Genomic DNA, 20,037 nt, shown 5'->3' on the forward strand with positions numbered 1-20,037 from the left:
CAGGTCCGTGAAACAGCTCCGCGCCGATGATAGTGCGGATTCCCGTGTGAAAGTAGGTCATCGCCAGGCTCTTATACTGCAGAACCCCCAGCCCCAAAAGGCTGGGGGTTTTTGCTTTGGCGCGGCGGAAAATCACGCCCGCGCCCCTCATGCCGTCATCCGCCGGTCCGCGACAGCCAGCGCAACGCCGGCCAGGCAGCAGCCTCCAACCAGCAATGCGGCTGGCACGGTGCCGTGCACTGCCAGGGAGCTGGCCGCAACCGGCATCAGCATCAGCACAGCCAGGTTGTTGATGCTTTCCGAGACGGCCAGAACCTGTCCCTTTGCCGTGCCAGCCCGCCGCGCCAGGATGGCGGTGCTCGATGGCGCCGCGATGCCGAGTGCCGCGCCCCACGCCAGCAGGCAGCCAAGCGACCCGGGCAACGCCAGGACGGCTGTCGTGAACAAAGTCATGGCCACGGCGACAAGCGCGGTGGCCGCTATCAGAACATTTTCCTCGCGCGCGAAGCACTGGCTGGCACGCCCTGCCAGCAGATTGCCAACGGCCAGGCCGAGGCCGAAGACCGATAGTGCCGCGCCGACGCCGGCCACGCCGAGCCCGTAACGCAACCGCAGCACTTCCCCCGCCAGTACATAGCCGGCTACGGCGCTTCCATTCCAGGCGCCTTTCGCGATCAATGGCAGCAGGATTCCTGAAGATGTTGGGATGTTCCTAGATTTTTCCTGGCAGTCGCTGCTACGCGGCAGATTGCGCGGAAGTACGCAGCAGCCGGCAAGAAAGGCCGCCAGGCAACCGCCGGCGATGACAAGGAAGGGCGCGCGCCAGCCGAATCCATCGGCCAGCACCCCGGCCACTGCCGGGCCTGCGGCAACGCCGGCGGTCATGCCTAGCATGACGCCGCCCATGGCGCCAGCCTGCCGCGCCGGGGGAACCAGATCCGCGATCAATGCGAAGACGGTGGGAATCGTTGCCGCGGCGGCGAGCCCGCCGAGGATACGCAATGCCATGGCGGCATGCAGCGTAGGGACGAGCGTGAGAGCGATGGCATCGAGCGCGAACAACAGCAATGCAGCCAGCAGCACGCGGCGCCGTCCGGCACGGTCGGAGAACCAGCCCATCAGCGGCGCGGCCAAGGCATAGGAAAGGGCATAGGCAGAAACCAGTCCCGATGCGCGCGCCGGGGTGGTGGCAAAGGCGTCTGCAAGCGGCGCCAGCATCGGTGACAACATGAATTCGGCAGCGCCGACCATGCACACGGCGAGGGCAAGCACGGACAGCAGGCAAGGAGATGGCATAACGTAGCCTCCTCGGGCTTCAACATGGATGGGATGTGGCGATACCGGCCGAGACGTGCGAAACGTGACATAACAAGGCCGCATCACCGCCTAACAGTGGGTAAATCCGGAAAGTGAATGCACCGCTGAGTCGGGCGCGAAGAGGGTGGTGCGAGCGGGCACCGGGGATTGCGAGAAGGGGCGATTCAGAAAGATCGCCGGGAAGTCAGGGATGATTCTATCGTATTACCAGCAATCAGGGGCCACCGGTGCCCAGGCACCGGCGGCATGGCGGAAAGTTAGTCGGCCTCGATCTGCATCGACTTCAGCAGAGGCTGCCACTTGTCGCTCTCAGCCTTGAGCATTGTGCGCAGGCCTTCCGGCGTCTGCTTGTCGACCGGCACGATTTCCGCACCCAGGCCATCGAGTTTCTTGATCACCACGGGATCTTGCAGCCCCTTCTGCAGCGCCTTGGTCAGCCGCGCCACTGCAGCGGGCGGCGTGCCCTTGGGCGCGTAGATGCCGTGCCAGACCTTGACGTCAAAGCCTTTGAGACCGCCTTCCTGCAGCGTTGGCGCACTGGGCAGCGCCTTGATCCGCGCCGGCGTGGTCACGCCGAACAGGCGCACGCGGTCGGCCTGGATATGCGGCAGCGTGGCCGTGGTCTGGTCGCACAGCAGGTCGACCTGGCCGCCCAGCAGCGCGGTCAACGCGGGGCCGGCGCCCTGGTAAGGGATTGCATTGAGCTTGACGTGGACCGATTGCTCGAACAGCACGCCGCATAGTTGCGAAACGGCGCCCAGCCCGGCATTGGCCAGCGACACCTTGTCCTTGTTCTGCGTCACGTAGCGGATCAGTTCCGGCACGGTCTTGGCCGGCAGGTCCTTGCGGCCCATCAGGGTCATCGGCACGTCCGCGACCTGGCCGACATACTCGAAATCCTTCAGCGGCGCGTACGACAGCTTCTTGTACAGTGCCGGCGCGGTCGCCATGCCGTTATGGTGGATCAGCAGCGTATAGCCGTCCGCCTGTGCGCGGGCGACAAAGGCGGCAGCCACGGTGCCGCCGGCGCCGGTGCGGTTTTCCACCACCACGCTCTGGCCGAGATCCTGCGACATCGCCTGCGCCAGTGTGCGTGCCACGACGTCGGTCGGGCCGCCGGCGGAGTAGGGGACGACCAGCGTGATCGGCTTGCCGGGGTACGCTTCAGCAGCCGCCGCGCCGCTTGTGCCAGCCAGCGTCGAGGCCATCACCATCACACCCGCCAGCCATCGTGGCCCGGCGCGCAAATCCTTCGCATCCTTCATTGCTGTCTCCAGATTGGTGCCGCGCCGTGAGTCCGGGGCGGCTTGTCGGGGTTGCGCGGCTAGCATGGGGGTATGCTGCGGCGACCACAATCTGGTTCTCGTGAAGGGTGCCTAATCCCCGATGAAAGATCAGGCTGGCTGGCCGCGCGTGGCGACCACGCGGTATGTGCTTTGCACGAAGCCGCTTTCGTAGGTGGTGGTGCGCAGGTGAGCCAACCGGATGTCGTGTCCGGCATCACCGAACAGCGGGATGCCATGGCCGATCAGCACCGGGATGCGGGTGATTGTCAGCGTATCGATCAGCCCATCGGCCAGGAAGGACTGGATCAGCTTGCCGCCGTCGACATAGACACTGGCCGCACCGGCCGCGGCCAGTGCCGCGGCGGCTTCGCCCACCGTGCCGCGCAGCAGGCGCACATCATCGGCCAGGGCTGGCGGCACGGCGTCGGCCGCCAGGGTGTTGCTCATGACCACTACCCGCTTGCCGGCATAGGGCCAGGGGTCGAAGGTCAGGACTTTCTCGTAGGTATTGCGCCCCAGCAGCAGCGTGTCGACCGACTGCATGTAGGCGGCGTAGCCGTGGTCGTCGGTGGAGGTGGTCGCGGACAGCAGCCAGTCCAGGTCGCCGTCGGCGCGGGCGATGAAACCGTCGAGGCTGGTGGCAATAAAGACGGAGAAGCGCAGGTTCGGTGCAGTGGTCAAGGCTCGCTCCGGGTCGGGGCGATCCGGGGAAGCTGCGGCCAGCCTGCCGGATCCGGGCCGCCATGCTAACCCGGTTGTCCCGCCACTGCACAGCTCAGGCGACTTCGGCCACGCGCACTTCCACCAGCAGCTTATTCAGTTCCGGCACGCACGAGCCGCAGTTGCCGCCGGCCTTGACGCAGGCGGTGATCTCCGCGGGCGTCTTCAGGTCGTGCTTGCGCACGGCGTCGCAGATGGTGTTGCGGCCCACGCCAAAGCACGAGCACACCGTCGGGCCGGTGTCGGCGCCTTTCTCCATCGGCTGGCCGAGCAGCAGGCCGATGCGGTCAGCGTCTTCCAGCCGCTCGCGGCCGAACAGGCCGGCGAGCCACGCGCGCGAGGGTAGCTCGGGCCGGGTCGACACGTAGACGCACGCTTCCAGCCGGTCGTTGACGACATAGCCCGCATGGTAGACGCCGGCGGTGCGGTCTTCGTACTCGAGCCAGTCGGCGTCCGGGTCGGTCACGCCGAGCAGCGCGCGGGCCCAGGCGGTGCGGTCGGCCACGGTGTCGCGGCCGGCGAATTCATAGCGCTGGAACTGGCGGCCCTGCACGCGCGTCCAGTAGGTCAGCGCTTCCGCGGGCAGCGCGCCGCGGCTCAGCACGAAGCCATGCCAGTTCACGCCGAATGGCTCCACGCGCACGGGCGTGTGCTTGAATTCGGGCTCGCCGGAAACGGGATCGACCACGGGATTGACCAGCGCGCCGACGCGTGCGTCGGAGCTGAACTGGCCGTTCCAGTGGATCGGCACGAACACGCTGCCGCGCGGGATGCCGCCGCCATGGCGCACGCGTGCCACCATCGCGCCCCAGCGCGTGCTGACGCGCGCGAGCTTGCCTTCGCCCACGCCGGACAACAGCGCGTCCTGCGGGTGCATGTCGACGAAGGGCTCGGGCAGGTGGTCGGCCAGCTTGGCCGACTTGCCGGTGCGCGTCATGGTGTGCCACTGGTCGCGCACGCGGCCGGTGTTGAGGATCAGCGGGAAATCGTCGTCGGGCGCGTGGGCCGGCGCGCGCGGCGGCGTGGCGACAAAGCGGGCCAGGCCGTCGGCATGGGCGTAGCGCCCGTCGGCAAACAGGCGTTGCGTGCCGGCTCCGGCCGGTGCGCCCGCGGGCAGCGGCCATTGCACGGGCTCCAGCGCGTCATAGTGCTCCTGGTCCAGGCCGGCCAGCCCGCCGATGTCGAACACGCGCGGTGCGGCATCGTTGCGCCAGGCGCTCAGGCGCGCGTGCTCGTCGAAAATCTCATGCACGCCCGCATAGTCAAAGCCATCAAAGCCCATGCGGCGCGCGACGTCGCACAGGATCCGCCAGTCGGCGCGCGCCTCGCCAGGCGCGGGCAGGAAGGCGCGCTGACGGGAAATGCGTCGTTCCGAGTTGGTAACGGTGCCGTCTTTCTCGCCCCAGCCCAGCGCGGGCAGCAGCACGTGCGCGGCAGCATTGGTGTCGGTGCGCTCGATGATGTCGCTGGTGACCACCAGTTCGCACCTGGCCAGCGCGCGGCGCACCTGGTCGGCGTCGGGCAGGCTTACCACCGGGTTGGTGGCGATCACCCAGACCGCCTTGACGCGGCCGGCTTCGATCGCCTCGAACAGTTCCACCGCCTTCAGGCCCGGGCGGTCGGCCACCACCGGCGATTGCCAGAAGCTCTGCACGACGTCGCGATGCAGCGGGTTGGCCAGTTCCATGTGCGCGGCCAGCATGTTGGCCAGGCCGCCGACCTCGCGCCCGCCCATTGCATTGGGCTGGCCGGTAAGCGAGAACGGGCCCATGCCCGGGGCGCCGATGCGGCCGGTCAGCAGGTGGCAGTTGATGATGCTGTTGACCTTGTCGGTGCCGGCCGACGACTGGTTGACGCCTTGCGAGAAGGCGGTCACGGTCTTTTCCGTATCCGCGAACAGTTGGTAGAACGCCAGCACGTCCTGCACGTCCAGCTTGCAGGCGCGGGCCACGGCAGCGGGATCGGCGCAGGCCGCGTCCGCGGCCTGCAGGGCTTCATCCAGCCCCGCGGTGCTGGCGGCGACGAAGGCGGCGTTGGTGCGGCCTTCGCGCGCCAGGTAGCTCAGCAGCCCGTTGAACAGCCACACGTCGGTGCCCGGGCGGATCGCCAGGTGCAGGTCAGCCAGTTCGCAGGTGGCGGTGCGGCGCGGGTCGATCGCCACGATCTTCATCTCGGGGCGCGCTTCCTTGGCCTGGGACAGGCGCTGGAACAGGATCGGATGGCACCACGCGGTGTTGGAGCCCACCAGCACCACCAGGTCGGCCAGTTCCAGGTCTTCGTAGTTGCCCGGCACCAGGTCTTCGCCGAAGGCGCGCTTGTGGCCGGCCACTGCCGACGACATGCACAGGCGCGAGTTGGTGTCGATATTGGCGCTGCCGATGAAGCCCTTCATCAGCTTGTTGGCGATGTAGTAGTCCTCGGTCAGCAGCTGGCCCGAGACATAGAGCGCGACCGAATCCGGGCCGTGGCGGTGGACGACGTCCGAGAAGCCTTGCGCGACGGTGTCGAGCGCATGGTCCCACGAGACTTGCTGCAGGGAGCCATCGGTGCCGCGCACCTTGGGGTGGAGCAGGCGGCCTTCCAGGTCCACGGTTTCACCGAGCGCCGAGCCTTTCACGCACAGCCGGCCGTGATTGGACGGGTGCTGGGCGTCGCCCGCGATCTCGACCTGGCCGTCGGCACGCACGGTGGCGCGCACGCCGCAGCCGACGCCGCAGTACGGGCAGGTGGTGGCGGTGGTGGTGGTCAGGGTCGCCGAGACGACCGGGATGTCGGACAGGTTCACGCGTTCTCCGTGCGGGGACGTTGTATGGCTTACGGTGATGCTTAAGCGGCGAGCGCTTCGCACTGCGCCTGACCGAACAGCAGGCGCTGGCGCAGCGCGCCCACCGGCGTGCGGCGCTGGATCATGTCGAAGTACCAGGGGCCGTCCTGCACGTCGCCGTACAGCACGGCGCCGACCAGATAGCCGTCCTGCAGCACCAGGCGCTTGTAGACGCCGCGGCGCGGGTCGCGCAGCACCAGGTCTTCACTGCCTTCGGCGCCGATGAAGTCGCCGGCGGAATACAGGTCGACGCCGGTCACTTTCAGCTTAGTCGCGGTGGCCTGCTGCACGTAGTGGCGATGGCCGGCGCCGGCGAGGTGCGCGGCGCACACGCGCGCCTGATCCCAGATCGGCGCCACCAGGCCGAAGGTGGCCTGGCGATGCTGCACGCATTCGCCCACGGCGTAGATGCGCGGATCATAGGTCTGCAGCGTGTCGTCGACGACGATGGCGCGCTCGCAGTGCAGGCCGGCGCCGGCGGCCAGCTCGATATTGGGGCGCACGCCCGCGGTCATCACCACCAGGTCGGCGCGGATCTCGCTGCCGTCCTTGAAGCGCACGCCGGTGACGCGGTCGGTGCCGAGAATCTCCGCGGTCTGAGCGCCCAGCAGGAAGCGCAGGCCCTTGCGCTCGAGCGCGCCCTGGAGCAGCATGGCAGCGGGCTTGTCGAGCTGGCGCTCCATCAGGCTGTCGGGCAGGTGCACCACGGTCACGTCCATGCCCTGGCGCAGCAGCCCGTTGGCGGCCTCCAGGCCGAGCAGGCCGCCGCCGATCACCACCGCATGGCGGTGGTCGCGCGCGGCTTGCTGCATGGTCTCCACGTCCTGGATATCGCGGAAGGCGATCACGCCGTCGAGCTGGTGCCCCGGCACCGGCAGGATGAAGGGCTTGGAGCCGGTGGCCAGCAGCAGGCGGTCGTAGCGCACTTCGCGGCCGGAGGCCGAGCGCACGATGCGGCGTGGGCGGTCGATGGCCACCACCGGATCGCCGGCAAGCAGCTCGATGCCATGCTCGGCGTACCACTCGCGCGTATTCAGCATGATGTCCGCTACCGTCTTCTCGCCGGCCAGCACCGGCGACAGCAGGATGCGGTTGTAGTTGCCGTGCGGCTCGGCCCCGAACACCATGATGTCGTACAGGTCCGGGGCGAGCCTGAGCAGCTCTTCCACAGTGCGCATGCCGGCCATGCCGTTGCCGACGACGACCAGGCGCGGGCGGGCTTGGGGGGGGGCGGAAGGCGTCATGCCGGCATCTCCGTTGGCGTGGCTTGAGGACAGGGGGAACATCAAATGGCCGCCGGTGTCAGGCTGCGAGTTCTTCCTCGGCCTCGCTCACGGCCACGCCGGCGGCAATCCAGACCTTGCCGTCATAGACGCGTGCGGCGTAGGCATTGACGGACTGCTCGGGCGCTTCCAGGCATTCGCCGGTGCGCAGGTCGAAGTGATGCTTGTAGATCGGCGAAGCCACCACCAGGCGCTCGCCCAGGTTGCCGACCAGCCCGCGCGACAGCACCGCGGCCTGCGAGTTGGGATCGAAGTTGTCGATGGCGTAGACCTCGTCGCCACGGCCGATGCGGAACACAGCGACCTGCTTGTCGTCGACCAGCGCGCACACACCAGTATTGGGCACGATATCGCGTACGGTGCAGACGGCGGTCCAGGTCTCAGGATGGTGGGGATGGCTCATCACGTTCTCCTTGTTTGCGGGCACGGTCAGGCTGCTTTTGCGGGCATGGCAACCACGGGAATCTGGCTCAGGCGGGAACGATGCAATTTCCGTTCCTCCGGCGTGGCCGGGCGGATCTGCCCGCGCTCTTCGATGAAGGCGACATTGTCGTCGCGGCGGTCGCTGTTGACGAAATGGCGGAAGCGCTTGCGCGTCTCGGGATCGGTCACGGCCTTCTTCCATTCGTCTTCGTAGGTGTCGACCACGTGCTGCATCTCGGCTTCCAGTTCGGCGGCGAGGCCCAGCTTGTCGTCCAGCACCACGGCCTTGAGGTAGTCCAGGCCGCCTTCGAGGTTGTCGCGCCAGACGCTGGTGCGCTGCAGGCGGTCGGCGGTGCGCACGTAGAACATCAGGAAGCGGTCGATGTAGCGCACCAGGGTGTCGTGGTCCAGGTCGCTGGCCAGCAGCTCTGCATGGCGCGGCTTCATGCCGCCGTTGCCGCACACGTACAGGTTCCAGCCCTTGTCCGTGGCGATCACGCCAACATCCTTGCCCTGCGCCTCGGCGCATTCGCGGGTGCAGCCGGACACGCCGAACTTGATCTTGTGCGGCGCGCGCAGGCCCTTGTAGCGGTTCTCCAGCTCGATCGCCAGGCCCACCGAATCGCCGACGCCATAGCGGCACCAGGTGGAGCCCACGCACGACTTCACCGTGCGCAGCGCCTTGCCGTAGGCATGGCCCGATTCAAAGCCGGCGGCGATCAGTTCTTCCCAGATGAAGGGCAGTTCCTCGGCGCGTGCACCAAAAAGGTCCACGCGCTGGCCGCCGGTGATCTTGGTGTACAGGCCGTACTTCTTGGCCACCTGGCCGACCGCGATCAGGCCCTCGGGCGTGACTTCGCCGCCCGGCATGCGCGGTACCACCGAGTAGGTGCCGTCCTTCTGGATGTTGGCCAGGTAGTAGTCGTTGGAGTCCTGCAGGCTGGCGTGCTCTTCCTTGAGCACGAATTCATTCCAGCACGAGGCCAGGATGCTGCCCACCGCGGGCTTGCAGATGTCGCAGCCCATGCCCTTGCCATGCGCTTCCAGCAGCGCATCGAAGGTCTTGAACTTGCCCACGCGCACCAGGTGGTACAGCTCCTGGCGCGAGTACGGGAAGTGCTCGCAGAGGTGGTTGTTGACGGCCATGCCCTGCTTCTTCATCTCGGCCTTCATGATCTGCGTGACCAGCGGCACGCAGCCGCCGCAGGCGGTGCCGGCCTTGGTGCAGGTCTTGAGAGCGCCGATGCTGGTGGCGCCGTCGCACACCGCGACGCAGATCTCGCCCTTGGAGACGTTGTTGCACGAGCAGATCTGGGCGGCGTCGGGCAGGGCATCGGCGCCCAGCGCGGGCTTGGCCTTGCCGCTGCTGTCGGGCAGGATCAGGAATTCGGGCGACTCGGGCAGCTCGATCTTGTTCAGCATCATCTGCAGCAGCGTGCCGTACTCGCTGGCGTCGCCGATCAGCACGCCGCCCAGCAGGTACTTGCCGCAGTCGGACACCACCAGCTTCTTGTAGACCTCTTTGCGGTCGTCGCAGAACTGGTAGAAGCGCGCGCCCGGGACGGTGCCGTGCGGGTCGCCGATGCTGGCCACGTCCACGCCCATCAGCTTGAGCTTGGTGCTCATGTCGGCGCCGGCAAACTCGGCGGCTTCGCCCTGCAGGTGGCGCGCGGCGACGCGGGCCATGTCATAGCCCGGTGCCACCAGGCCGTAGATCTTGCCTTGCCACAGCGCGCATTCACCGATGGCGTAGATGTCGGGGTCCGAGGTGAGGCACTGGTTGTCCACCACGATGCCGCCGCGCTCGCCCACCGCCAGGCCGCTGGTGCGGGCCAGTTCGTCGCGCGGGCGGATGCCGGCCGAGAACACGATCATGTCGGTGTCGAGGTGGGTGCCGTCGGCAAACACCATGCGGTGGGTGCCGTCTTCGCCGTCGATGATCTCCACCGTGTTCTTGCCGGTGTGCGCGGTCACGCCCAGGCCATGGATCTTCTGGCGCAGCATGCGGCCGCCGCCTTCGTCGACCTGCACCGCCATCAGGCGCGGCGCAAACTCGACCACGTGCGTCCGCAGGTCCATGTCGCGCAGCGCCTTGGCGCACTCCAGGCCAAGCAGGCCACCGCCGACCACCACGCCGGTCTTCGAGCGCGCACCGCATTCGCGCATCGCTTCCAGGTCTTCGATGGTGCGATAGACAAAGCAGTCCTTGCGGTCCTTGCCCGGCACCGGCGGCACGAAGGGGTAGGAGCCGGTGGCGAGGATCAGCTTGTCATAGGACAGGGTCTCGCCGGTCGACACCTTCACGGTGCGCGCGGCGCGGTCGATTTCCACCGCGCGCGCATTCAGGCGCAGCAGCATGTTGTTGTGCTGCTCGAAGAAGCCGGCGGGCACCAGCGACAGGTCCTCGGCTGACTTGCCGGCGAAGAATTCGGACAGGTGCACGCGATCGTAGGCGGGACGCGGTTCTTCGCACAGCACGGTCACTTCCACGTTCTGCGCGCCGGCTTCCGCCAGGCATTCCAGGAACTTGTGACCCACCATGCCGTGGCCGACGATGATCAGTTTCATGATGCTTTCCTTGTCCTGTAGTCAGTCTTTGCTGCTTGTTGTGCTGTGGGGGCGATGCTTCAAAATCAGTTGGCCAGCGCGCTGTCGTACAGCGCCTGCTCCTGGGCCTTGTGCTCGGCGCTGAAGCGGATGGCGATGGCGCACAGTGCGGCGATGGTGGCAAGCACGCCCAGCACCGTCAGCGTGTGCTGCAGGTCGCCCAGGCCCTTGAGCAGGAAGCCCGCGGCGACGGCGCCAACGTTGCCGCCCGCGCCGATGATCCCGGCCACGCCGCCCAGCGCCTTGCGGTCGATAAAGGGCACCAGCGCGTAGGTCGCGCCGCAGGCCATGTGGGTGAACAGGCCGAACAGCAGCATCGCGACCACCGCCAGCGTCACGCTGCCGGCCTGCGCGAACCACAGCAGGCCCAGGCCTTCGCCCAGGATCAGCACGAACAGCAGCGTGGCGCGTGCGTCCAGGCCGCGGCGGCGCGCCGCCTTGTCCGACAGCCAGCCACCCAGGGCGCGGGCAAACAGCGCCAGCAGGCCGAAGCTCGCGGCGGCCATGCCGGCGGCCTTCAGGCTCAGGCCGAAGCGGTCGACGTAATACGACGCGGCGATGTTGTGGATGAAGATCTCAACGCCGAAGCAGGCGCCGTAGGTGATGAACAGCAGCCACACGCGATAGTTGGCGCTGGCGGCGCGGAAGCTGGCCCAGCCGCCGCCTTTGCCACCGTCCTTGCCGGTGATGGCGATGCCGCGGGCGCGCAGGTCCGAGTAGTTGCCGTCCGGGCAGTCCTGGGTGAAGCGCCAGTAGATGACGGCCATGATCAGCATCAGCACGCCCGGCACCAGCAGGGCGAAGCGCCAGCCGAACGCCTGGTCGGCGCCGAGCATCAGCACGGCGGCCAGCAGCAGCGGCATGATGGCCTGCGCGGCGCCGCCGCCGGCATTGCCCCAGCCGGCCGCGGCTGCGTTGGCGGTGCCGACCACGTTGGGCGCGAACATCACCGAGGTGTGGTACTGCGTGATCACAAAGCTGGCGCCGACTGCGCCGATCAGCAGGCGGAAGGTCAGGAAGGTCTCATAGCTCTGTGCCAGCGCCACGCCCAGCACCGGCAGCGCGCCCAGCGCCAGCAGGCCGGTATAGGTCTTGCGCGGGCCGAAGCGGTCGCACATCGGGCCGATCACCAGGCGCACCAGAATGGTCACCGCCACCGCCGCGATATTGATGTTGGCGATCTGGCCCGGGGTCAGGCCGAACTCGCCCTTGAGCACCGGCATCAGCGGCGCGCAGGCAAACCACGCAAAGAAGCAGACGAAGAACGCCATCCAGGTCAGGTGGAAGGCGCGCATCTGCGGGGTCCTAAAGCTCAGCAGCTCGATGCGGGTGGCTTTGGCGGTCATCGTCCTTGGCTCCAAAAAACAAATGGCGTCCCGCAGACCAGGCCGCTCAGGCCAGTTCAGGGGACGCCGTTGTCCTGACAGCCACTACATGGGATAGGGGCTGCGTATGTGGGGTGGGCCGGTCGCCGTTGACGGGCCCGTACCCTGTTACGCAAGGGGTGTGCCAGGCCGGTATGTGACGATGAATGGGGGCTTGTTGCGCCGGGGTACGGCGGAGTGATGCCGGGATGCGCTGTGGTGGGGCGGCCGCCGGGCTGGCGGCACACTCATGGTGCAGTGCGGTGGGCTGCGCTGGTGCGATGCAGCAGCGCGCTCGGTGCTATTGGTCCGAAGCCGGGGGCTGGGCGTTGACGGGGACGATCCGCATATCGCGCGGCGATACTTCCGCGCCATCCTCGTCGACCAATGCCGCGCGCACCAGCTTGCCGCTGGCGCTCGAGCGTATCTGCACCGGGCCTTCGCCGGACGGGGCCATGTGGCTGTCGCCCCACTGCATCAGGCCGACCAGCACCGGCAGCAACTCCACGGCGGCGCGGGTGGGGCGGTATTCGAAGCGTTCGCGCTCGCCGGGCTCGCGGTAGCCGACCTTGCGCAGCAGGCCGGCGTCGGTCAGCGTCTTGAGACGCGCGGACAGCACCGCGGGCGAGCATTCGAGCCGGCGCAGGAAGTCGTCGAAGCGCGTCACGCCATGGAAGACATCGCGCAGGATCAGGATCGTCCACTTTTCGCCGATCAGCGACAGCGTCGCGGCAATCGAGCAGTGGCGGAGGTCGGACGCATTGAGGGTCATGATGCCGGCAAGCATAGCACGCTGACTTCATTTGCAAAAGTCAGGTTATCTCCTATACTCTGACTACGAATTTTGAATCCAGATGGTGCCGGCATGGATGATCAGGGCAAGACCCGCACGGGCAAGGCGGAAAGCTGGACGGTGGGACGGGGCATGCAGGTCACGCTGCGCCATACGCGGCCACAGGACGGCGGGGCACTGCGTGCGCTGGTGGACGGGCTCTCGCGTGAAAGCCGCTACTTCCGCTTCCTGAGCGGCGGGCGCGTGGTGGACGAGACTGTCGAGGGTCTGGCCGCACCCGGGCCGGGCGGCGTGGCGCTGGTGGTAGAGGCGCCCGACGAAGCTGGTGTATTAGCCATTGTCGCCAGCGCGGAATACGTGGTGTCCGGGCAGGTCGGGGAATTTGCCGTGGTGGTTGCCGACGGCTGGCAAGGGCAGGGACTGGGGCGGCGCCTGATCGCCAGGCTGTGCGAACTGGCGCGCGCGGCCGGCCTGCGCACCCTGCGCGGCGACGTGCTCAGCGAGAACCGCCGCATGCTGGCCATCCTGCGCGGCCTCGGCTTTGCCAGCCGCCGCAATCCGGAGGACAGCTACCTGCATGAAGTCACGCTGGCGCTTGGCCAGCCGGCGCGCAGCCCGCAGCGGCTGCCGGCGGACTGGTTCGGCGCGCGCTGATCAACTGGCGTCGCGCTTGCCGCGCGAGGTCATGGTGCAACCTACCGAGGCCGTGATGATGCTGGCGATCGCCAGCCATTGCAGCGCGCTCAGCTGTTCATGCAGGAATGCCAGCCCGGCCAGCGCGCCCATGGCCGGCTCCATGCTCAGCAGGATGCCGAAGGTGCGCCGGTGCAGGCGCTTGAGCGCCACCATCTCCAGCGAATAGGGAATCGCGCTCGACAGGATGCCCACCGCCAGCCCGAACAGCAGCAGCGTCGGGCTGAACATCGCGGTGCCCGCATGCGCCAGCCCGAACGGCAGCACCACCAGCGCCGCCATGGTCAGCCCCAGCGAGGTGGCCTGCCCGCCGTGGGCGTTGCCTGCCATCTGCCCGAACACGATATACAGCGCCCAGCCTACGCCCGCGGCCAGCGCATAGCCGATGCCCACCGGATCGAGCGTACCGGCGGCATCGCCGACCGGCAGCAACAGCAGCAGCCCGGCCACCGCAAAGGCGATCCACAGGAAATCGATCGCGCGCCGCGACGACAGCACCGCGACCGCCAGCGGCCCGGTGAACTCGATCGCGATCGCCAGCCCCAGCGGGATGGTGCGCAGCGACATGTAGAACAGCAGGTTGGTCGCGCCCAGCGCCGCGCCGTACAGCGCGATCGCGCGCGCGTTGGTTCGTGTCAGCGGAATGCGCCACGGGCGCCAGACGCACAGCAGGATCAGCGCGGAGAAGCTCACCCGCAGCGCCGTGGTGCCCTGCGCCCCGAGCGCCGAGAACAGGCTCTTGGCAAAAGAGGTGCCGATGCACAGCGAGGCCATCGAGCCGGTCAGGGCCAGCACGGCGAGCAGGGTCGAGCGACGGTGGGCGGCGGTTTGCGGCAATTTGGGGATCCTGTTTTTTGGCGTGGCCTGTGCAATGCTGCCGCATCATGCGGCAAGCACGGCGCGGGCGCCATATACAGGTGTGGACCAGTGGCTCAGTACAGTTGGCCGTGCCCCGAGTACGCCCGCCGTTCAGTGGTCCCGAGCTGCCGCCTTGCGCCGCTTGCCGGGCTTGCTGGCGCAGTCCGGGCAACGCCCCAGTAGCGTCAGCTCGTGGTGCTCCACTTCGAAACCCGGTGGCGTGATCTCTTCCAGATGCCCGGGGCACCCTTCCAGCGGGAAGACGCGGTCGCACGACAGGCACTGGAAATAGTGCCGGTGGGTCGCGGCACCCGGCACTTCCGACAATTCATAGCGGTCCGGCTGGCCCGGCAGTTCGACTGCATGCACCTGCTCGCCTTCCACCAGGGCACGGATGTTGCGGTAGACCGTGGCCAGTCCTAGTGAGGGCACCTGGTGCTGGGCCGCGGCCAGGATCTCGGCCGGGCTCAGGGGCCGGCCGGCTTCGCGCAGCGCGTCGATGACGGCGCCGCGTTGACGGGTCATGCGTTCCATGACTAGAATCTTAATGAGAAAATATTATCATTAGTGGGTCGCTGCGGTTTGCCAGTCGGATGGCCGCCGCCGCGACTCGTTTTTATTGGGGTGTTCCTTATGCTGCTTGCGCAGCTCAGCCGTGCCCGGCGCCGCGCGCCGTTTTCGTTCCTGCCTGTTGTGCCAGACTTGCGCCCGGTCCAGGCGCGTTCATTGCGGCCGGTGGCCGCCCTGATGCTGGCGATGTCCGGCCTGGCCGAGGCGGCGGATACCGCCGAGGCCTCCGATATTACGCTGCCGGCGGTGTCGGTGGTCGGCACGGCCTCCGCATCATACAACCCGCCCGACGCCTCCGGCGCGACCCGCACCGACACGCCGCTGCGCGAAATTCCACAGTCGGTGCGCGTGGTGCCACGTGCCATGCTGGACGATATCGCCGCGACCCGTTTCGACCAGACCTTCGACTATGTCAGCGGCATCGCACGCCAGAACAATTTCGGCGGCCTTTGGGACAACTTTGCCATGCGCGGCTTCACCGGCCATGAGAACACCGGCGCGGGCTACCTGGTGAACGGCTTTGCTGCCAACCGCGGCTATACCGCGCCGATGGATGCGGCCACGATCGAACGCGTGGAAGTGCTCAAGGGCCCGACGTCATCGCTGTACGGCACCAGCGAGCCGGGCGGCACCTTCAACGTGGTCACGCGCCAGCCGCAGTTCCGGCCCGCGCAGCGCTATGGCTTCGAGCTTGGCACGCGCGACGGCTATCGTGCCACGGCCGATGTCACCGGCCCGCTCGGCGAGAACGTGGCCGGCCGGCTGATCGCCGTGGCCGACCACCAGGGCAGCACGCGCGACTACATCAACAGCCAGCGCTCCCTGGTGGCGCCGTCGTTTACCTGGACGCTGGGCAACGACACCGTGCTGCAGTACGCGGCCGAATTCCAGCGCTACACCACGCCGATGGACCGCGGCGTGGTGGCCGTCAACGGCCAGCTGGGCCGCATCCCGCGCTCGCGCTACCTGGGCGAGCCCGGCGACGGCGACATGCGGCTGGACAGCCAGTCGCACCAGTTCAGCGTCGAGCACCAGTTCAATCAGAACTGGAAGGGCAGGCTCGGCCTGTCGTATCGCGGCGGCGCGCTGACGGGGCATAGCAGCGAGGCGACTTCACTGGCCGCCGACGGCCGCACGCTCTGGCGCCAGCGCCGCTACCGCGACTTCCAGTCGGACGATGTCTCGCTGCAGGCCAGCGTGACCGGCAAGTTCAGCACCGGCCCGGTCGGGCATGAACTGCTGATGGGGATGGATGCCTACCGCTTCGGCAATACCATGGCGATCCTGCGCAAGAACCCCAGCGCCGCGGCGCCGTACGCGATCGACATCTACGACCCGGCCTATGGCCAGCCGGCGCCGCCGATGCCGTGGAACATGGACACGTACGAGCGCCAGCGCAATCTCGGCGCCTACGCGCAGGACCAGCTGAGCCTGGGCGAGCGCTGGCGCGTGCTGGCCGGCGTGCGCTTCGACGCCTTCGACCAGTCGCTGGACAACCACCTGCGCGGCACACGCACCACGCAGCACCAGAGCGCGGTGTCGCCGCGCGTGGGCGTGAGCTACCTGGCCAGCCGGAACGTGTCGCTGTTTGCCAATGCCAGCCAGTCATTCCGTCCCAATGCCGGCGCCGACGCCGCGGGCCAGCCGTTCGACCCCGAGCGCGGCCGCGCGGTGGAGGCCGGCATCAAGTTCGACAGCGAGGACCGCCGCACCGGCGCCACGCTGGCTATCTTTGAGATCCGCAAGCGCAATGTGCTGGCCACCGACCCGTCCGATCCGTCCTTCTATATCGCCGCCGGCGAAGCGCGCAGCCGCGGCCTGGAGCTGGACGTGGCCGGGCAGCTTGGCACGCACTGGCGCGTGTCGGGCAGCTTTGCGCTGACCGATGCCGAGATCACGCAGGACACGCGACTTGCCGCCGGCACGCCGCTGTCCAACGTGCCGCGCACCAGCGGCAGCGTGCTGGCGGTGTATGAGGATGCCGCGCCGGTGGGCCAGCGCTATGGCGTCGGGGCCGGCCTGCGCTACGTGGGGCGGCGTCCGGGCGATGTGCAGGACAGCTTCTCGCTGCCGGCCTATGTGCTGGTGGACCTGCATGGCTACTGGCAATACAGCCGCAATGTGCGCGTGTCGCTCAACGTGGGCAACCTGTTCGACAAGACCTATTACGCCAGTTCGTACAGCAGCCTGTGGATTGCGCCGGGCGCGGGCCGCAGCGTGCGGCTGGGCGTGCAACTGAGCTATTGACGATGCTGCCAGCCAAGGTGCGCACTGCCGCGCCCCAGTCTTCTCCGACAGTCTTCCCTTCTGCCGCGGTCGCGCGGCCGGCCGGCGGCCGGCTGCTGTCCATCGACGCTCTGCGCGGACTGGTGATCCTGATCATGCTGCTGGACCACGTGCGGGACATGTTCTTCCTGCACGTCCAGGTGGCCGATCCCATGGATGTCGCCACGACCTCTCCGGCACTTTTCTTCAGCAGGCTCGCCGCGCATCTGTGCGCACCGGTTTTCATCTGGCTGGCCGGCGTATCGGCGTGGCTCTACGGTGCCGCCGGCCACGACCGGCGCGCCGTCAGCGGCTTCCTGCTCAGGCGCGGCGTGTTCCTGGTGCTGCTGGAGGTGACGCTGGTCGGCTTTGCCTGGACCGGGACCTTGCCGCCGCAGGTGATCTACCTGCAGGTGATCTGGGCCATCGGCCTGAGCATGATGGCGCTGGCGGCACTGGTGTGGCTGCCGCGGGCGGTGCTGATTGCCGCGGGCATTGCGCTTGTTGCCGGCCACAACCTGCTGAGTCCGCTGCATTTCCCGGTTGACAGCGCCTGGCACGTGCCCTGGGCCATCCTGCACGACCGCACCTGGATCGAGGTGGCTGACGGCTTCAGGGTGCGTACCTCATACCCGGTGCTGCCGTGGATCGGCGTGATCGCGCTGGGCTATGCGGCGGGGCCGTGGTTTGCCGCCACGGTGCCTGCCGCGGTACGGCAGCAGCGGCTGGCTGGTCGCGGGCTGGCGGCGCTGGCAGGCTTTGCGGTGCTGCGCGCGCTGAACGGCTACGGGCAGGAGCAGAAATGGCTGGCGGGCAGCGATGCCTTGCATACCGCGATGAGCTTCCTCAACGTCACCAAATACCCGCCGTCGCTGCTGTTCCTGCTGCTGACACTGGGCGTGGGCTGGTTGCTGCTGGCGTGGCTGGAGCGAGCGCAGGGCGGCTGGATCGCGCGGCGCCTGGCCGTGTTCGGCGCCGTGCCGATGTTCTTCTACCTGCTGCACCTCTACGTGCTGCAGGGGCTGTACCAGGCCTGCGTGCACCGCTGGGGCCTGAACCAGGGCAGGGTGTTCGGCCTCGACCACGTCTGGCAGCTGTGGCTGGGGGCGGCCGTGCTGGCCCTGGCGCTGTGGCCGGCGGTGCGCTGGTTCGCGGCGCTGAAGGCAAGGCGGCGGGACTGGCGCTGGCTGAAGTACTTCTGATCAGCGCCTGGGTCCCGCACGCCCCTAGCTTAGCGCGGCGTAGCCGCGACGGGTGCCGGCTGTGCCGCCGCCGGGGATTGCGCCGGAGCCTGGGGTTGCGCTACAGCCTGGGGCTGGGCTGCTGCCTGGGCCGGTGCCACGGTTTGAGGCTGTGCGGCGGCTTGAGGCTGCGCCACGGCCTGGGGCCGCGCTACGGCCTGAGGTTGTGCCACGGCTTGAGGCCGTGCCACCGCCTGGGGCTGTGCCGCGGCTTGCGGCCGCGCGGCGGGTGCCTGGCGTGCGCCGCCATTGGCCGCCGGCGCAGCCTCGGTCACCTCGCGCCAGCCGCCGCCCAGCGACTTGTACAGCGATACGCGGCTGGTCAGGCCGGCCAGCTTGTACGTGATCAGCGCCTGCTGCGCGGTGTAGAGCTGGCGCTGGGCGTCGAACACACCGAAGTAGTCGTCCACGCCGTTCTTGAAACGCATTTCCGACAGCCGCCGGGTCTCGCTGCCTTCGCGCACCAGGGCTTCCTGCGCCTGCACCTGGCGCTCGTAGGTGGCGCGTGCCGCCATGCTGTCGGCGACCTCGCGGAACGCGGTCTGGATGGTCTTCTCGTAGTTGGCGATGTTGATGTCCTTGCGCACGTTGGCCGCATCCAGCCCGGCCCGGTTGCGCCCGGCGTCGAAGATCGGCACGGTCAGCTGCGGCGCGAACACCCATGCCATGCCGCCGGAGAACAGCCCCGCCAGGCTGCTGCTAGCTACGCCCAGCGCGCCGGTCAGCGAGATGCGCGGGAAGAACGCCGCGCGCGCCGCGCCGATATTGGCGTTGGCCGCCTTGAGGCGGTGCTCGGCGTTGAGGATGTCGGGGCGGCGCACCAGCACGCTGGACGGCAGCCCTTCGGGGAACTCGTTCACCAAGGCGCGCGCGTCCAGCGGATCTCGCGCGGCCGCGTTGGCGTTGGCAGTTGCCGCGCCGGCATCGGTCACGGATTTCGGCAACGGGCCGCCGATCAGCAAAGACAGCGCGTTCTCATCCTGGGCCACCTGCCGCGTGTATTGCTCAACGCCCACCTGCGAGGTCTGCACCTGGGTTTGCGCGCGATGCTGGTCCAGTTGCGCCATCGCACCGACCTGCCGCCCGCGCCGCACCATCTCTGCCGCGTCCTGCTGTGTCTTCAGCGTGTCCTGCGACAGCTTCAGCAGTGCGCGGTCGGCCAGCAGCGTCAGGTAGGCGTTGGCCACCTCGGACACCAGGCTGATCTGCGCACTGCGGCGCGCTTCTTCCGTAGCCATGTATTCCTCGAGCGCGGCATGCTTGAGGCTGCGCACCCGGCCGAAGAAATCAAGCTCGAACGCGGTGAAGCCGATGCCCGCGTTGTAGGTGGTGATCTGCGGCGACTGGCCCGCCGCGCGCAGCCGTTGCGGCAGCCGCTGCGAGACCATGCCGGCATTGCCATCCACCGTGGGGAATTGCGCCGCGCGCTCGATCTGGTACAGCGCGCGCGCTTCGTCGATGGCAAGCGTGGCCATGCGCAGGTCGCGGTTGTTGGCCAGCGCCAGTTCGATCAGCTGGCGCAGTTGCGGGTCGACGAAAACATCGCGCCAGCCCAGGTCCGCGGCCGAAGGGCCGGCGGGTCGGGCCGGCTGGCCCGGCTGTGCCGCGCCGGCCTGCGGGGTGCGGTAGGCAGCGCCTTCCGGCCACGCTGACGGGACCGGCGCGTCGGGGCGCTGGTACTGCGGCTCGAGCGTGCAGGCCGCAAGGGCCAGCACGAGTGCGCCGGGCAGCAGCAGGCGCGGCGGGGGCAGGGTACGGGGGCGTGGCAGGCTTCGCATGGATGGTTCCGGAGA

15 protein-coding genes are annotated in these 20,037 nt (G+C 68.2%); 3 read left to right on the forward strand and 12 right to left on the reverse strand.

Annotation, left to right across the window (positions count from 1 at the left end; genetic code table 11):
• Nucleotides 1-147: 147 nt before the first annotated feature.
• From AC3WVS_RS13775 to AC3WVS_RS13815, 9 genes are all read right to left on the reverse strand, one after another.
• Nucleotides 148-1,296, reverse strand: a complete 1,149-nt coding sequence (locus AC3WVS_RS13775; protein ID WP_492319072.1) for an MFS transporter — start codon at nt 1,294-1,296, stop codon at nt 148-150.
• Between the two features lie 278 nt (nt 1,297-1,574).
• Entirely contained in the window at nt 1,575-2,582 is a 1,008-nt protein-coding gene (locus tag AC3WVS_RS13780; protein ID WP_492319073.1) for a tripartite tricarboxylate transporter substrate-binding protein, read from the reverse strand.
• Nucleotides 2,583-2,711: 129 nt separating this feature from the next.
• Nucleotides 2,712-3,284 carry a dihydrofolate reductase family protein gene (locus AC3WVS_RS13785; RefSeq protein WP_492319074.1) on the reverse strand — a complete coding sequence of 191 codons (573 nt, stop codon included), beginning with the start codon at nt 3,282-3,284 and terminating at the stop codon, nt 2,712-2,714.
• Between the two features lie 94 nt (nt 3,285-3,378).
• A complete protein-coding gene (locus AC3WVS_RS13790) occupies nt 3,379-6,108 on the reverse strand; it encodes a molybdopterin-dependent oxidoreductase (RefSeq protein WP_492319075.1) in 2,730 nt (909 codons plus the stop codon).
• Nucleotides 6,109-6,149: 41 nt separating this feature from the next.
• Nucleotides 6,150-7,391: an NAD(P)/FAD-dependent oxidoreductase gene (locus tag AC3WVS_RS13795; protein ID WP_492319076.1), complete on the reverse strand. Its 1,242-nt coding sequence runs from the start codon at nt 7,389-7,391 to the stop codon at nt 6,150-6,152.
• A 58-nt stretch (nt 7,392-7,449) separates the two neighbouring features.
• Nucleotides 7,450-7,833 (reverse strand): nitrite reductase small subunit NirD, encoded by a 384-nt coding sequence (gene nirD, locus AC3WVS_RS13800; protein ID WP_492319077.1) that lies wholly within the window; start codon nt 7,831-7,833, stop codon nt 7,450-7,452.
• A 26-nt stretch (nt 7,834-7,859) separates the two neighbouring features.
• Nucleotides 7,860-10,421 (reverse strand): nitrite reductase large subunit NirB, encoded by a 2,562-nt coding sequence (gene nirB, locus AC3WVS_RS13805; protein WP_492319078.1) that lies wholly within the window; start codon nt 10,419-10,421, stop codon nt 7,860-7,862.
• Nucleotides 10,422-10,486: 65 nt separating this feature from the next.
• A complete protein-coding gene (locus tag AC3WVS_RS13810; protein WP_492319079.1) occupies nt 10,487-11,806 on the reverse strand; it encodes an MFS transporter in 1,320 nt (439 codons plus the stop codon).
• A 319-nt stretch (nt 11,807-12,125) separates the two neighbouring features.
• Nucleotides 12,126-12,611 (reverse strand): winged helix-turn-helix transcriptional regulator, encoded by a 486-nt coding sequence (locus tag AC3WVS_RS13815; protein WP_492319080.1) that lies wholly within the window; start codon nt 12,609-12,611, stop codon nt 12,126-12,128.
• A gap of 78 nt (nt 12,612-12,689) precedes the next feature.
• Here AC3WVS_RS13815 and AC3WVS_RS13820 point away from each other — a divergent pair, with 78 nt between their 5' ends.
• Entirely contained in the window at nt 12,690-13,271 is a 582-nt protein-coding gene (locus AC3WVS_RS13820) for a GNAT family N-acetyltransferase (RefSeq protein ID WP_492319081.1), read from the forward strand.
• On the opposite strand, the gene AC3WVS_RS13825 is transcribed toward AC3WVS_RS13820, so the two are convergent.
• Nucleotides 13,272-14,147 (reverse strand): EamA family transporter, encoded by an 876-nt coding sequence (locus AC3WVS_RS13825; RefSeq protein ID WP_492319082.1) that lies wholly within the window; start codon nt 14,145-14,147, stop codon nt 13,272-13,274.
• A 132-nt stretch (nt 14,148-14,279) separates the two neighbouring features.
• Nucleotides 14,280-14,702: a Fur family transcriptional regulator gene (locus AC3WVS_RS13830; protein WP_010814233.1), complete on the reverse strand. Its 423-nt coding sequence runs from the start codon at nt 14,700-14,702 to the stop codon at nt 14,280-14,282.
• Between the two features lie 99 nt (nt 14,703-14,801).
• Here AC3WVS_RS13830 and AC3WVS_RS13835 point away from each other — a divergent pair, with 99 nt between their 5' ends.
• Nucleotides 14,802-16,985: a TonB-dependent siderophore receptor gene (locus tag AC3WVS_RS13835; RefSeq protein ID WP_492319083.1), complete on the forward strand. Its 2,184-nt coding sequence runs from the start codon at nt 14,802-14,804 to the stop codon at nt 16,983-16,985.
• Between the two features lie 2 nt (nt 16,986-16,987).
• Complete coding sequence (locus tag AC3WVS_RS13840) at nt 16,988-18,205, forward strand: acetyltransferase domain-containing protein (RefSeq protein ID WP_492319084.1); 1,218 nt, start codon at nt 16,988-16,990, stop codon at nt 18,203-18,205.
• A 29-nt stretch (nt 18,206-18,234) separates the two neighbouring features.
• Here the strand turns inward: AC3WVS_RS13840 and AC3WVS_RS13845 are convergent, their stop codons facing one another.
• Nucleotides 18,235-20,022 (reverse strand): efflux transporter outer membrane subunit, encoded by a 1,788-nt coding sequence (locus tag AC3WVS_RS13845; protein ID WP_492319085.1) that lies wholly within the window; start codon nt 20,020-20,022, stop codon nt 18,235-18,237.
• Between the last annotated feature and the right edge of the window lie 15 nt (nt 20,023-20,037).

The sequence above is a fragment of the Cupriavidus sp. CPT47-8839-RL05A genome (assembly GCF_058792255.1).

What these genes read in the sequence shown, in the direction of transcription:
- AC3WVS_RS13815 (WP_492319080.1), bottom strand. Translation starts at nt 12,611, where the DNA reads ATGCTTGCCGGCATCATGACCCTCAATGCGTCCGACCTCCGCCACTGC.
- AC3WVS_RS13820 (WP_492319081.1), top strand. Translation starts at nt 12,690, where the DNA reads ATGGATGATCAGGGCAAGACCCGCACGGGCAAGGCGGAAAGCTGGACG.
- AC3WVS_RS13795 (WP_492319076.1), bottom strand. Translation starts at nt 7,391, where the DNA reads ATGACGCCTTCCGCCCCCCCCCAAGCCCGCCCGCGCCTGGTCGTCGTC.
- AC3WVS_RS13840 (WP_492319084.1), top strand. Translation starts at nt 16,988, where the DNA reads ATGCTGCCAGCCAAGGTGCGCACTGCCGCGCCCCAGTCTTCTCCGACA.
- nirB (WP_492319078.1), bottom strand. Translation starts at nt 10,421, where the DNA reads ATGAAACTGATCATCGTCGGCCACGGCATGGTGGGTCACAAGTTCCTG.
- AC3WVS_RS13835 (WP_492319083.1), top strand. Translation starts at nt 14,802, where the DNA reads ATGCTGCTTGCGCAGCTCAGCCGTGCCCGGCGCCGCGCGCCGTTTTCG.
- AC3WVS_RS13845 (WP_492319085.1), bottom strand. Translation starts at nt 20,022, where the DNA reads ATGCGAAGCCTGCCACGCCCCCGTACCCTGCCCCCGCCGCGCCTGCTG.
- AC3WVS_RS13810 (WP_492319079.1), bottom strand. Translation starts at nt 11,806, where the DNA reads ATGACCGCCAAAGCCACCCGCATCGAGCTGCTGAGCTTTAGGACCCCG.
- AC3WVS_RS13830 (WP_010814233.1), bottom strand. Translation starts at nt 14,702, where the DNA reads ATGGAACGCATGACCCGTCAACGCGGCGCCGTCATCGACGCGCTGCGC.
- nirD (WP_492319077.1), bottom strand. Translation starts at nt 7,833, where the DNA reads ATGAGCCATCCCCACCATCCTGAGACCTGGACCGCCGTCTGCACCGTA.
- AC3WVS_RS13780 (WP_492319073.1), bottom strand. Translation starts at nt 2,582, where the DNA reads ATGAAGGATGCGAAGGATTTGCGCGCCGGGCCACGATGGCTGGCGGGT.
- AC3WVS_RS13775 (WP_492319072.1), bottom strand. Translation starts at nt 1,296, where the DNA reads ATGCCATCTCCTTGCCTGCTGTCCGTGCTTGCCCTCGCCGTGTGCATG.